The sequence below is a fragment of the Streptomyces sp. SID3212 genome (genome assembly GCF_009865405.1).
Lineage (GTDB): Bacteria > Actinomycetota > Actinomycetes > Streptomycetales > Streptomycetaceae > Streptomyces.
In genome coordinates this window covers 1-220 of sequence record NZ_WWJY01000269.1, presented here as the reverse complement: position 1 = coordinate 220, position 220 = coordinate 1, and the positions used below count along the sequence as shown (strand labels likewise).

The following is a 220-nucleotide window of genomic DNA, read 5'->3' as shown; positions in this document are numbered from 1 at the left end:
AAAGTGACTGGAATTCAAGATTACGGTGCATTTGTAGCGTTAGATGCAGAAACACAAGGACTTGTGCATATATCTGAAATTACAAATGGATATGTAAAGGATATTCATGACTTTTTAAAAGTCGGCGATACAGTAGAAGTAAAGGTACTTTCAATTGATGAAGAGCACAGAAAAATGAGTTTATCGTTAAAAGCGGCGAAAAGAAAACAAGGAAGGATTC

The 220-nt window shown here is 35.0% G+C and carries 1 protein-coding gene; it reads left to right on the top strand.

All coding sequences use genetic code 11. The features are described from left to right. Nucleotides 1-220, top strand: a 220-nt coding sequence (locus GT042_RS08110; protein WP_161308024.1) for a S1 RNA-binding domain-containing protein, incomplete at both ends; no start/stop codon positions are given.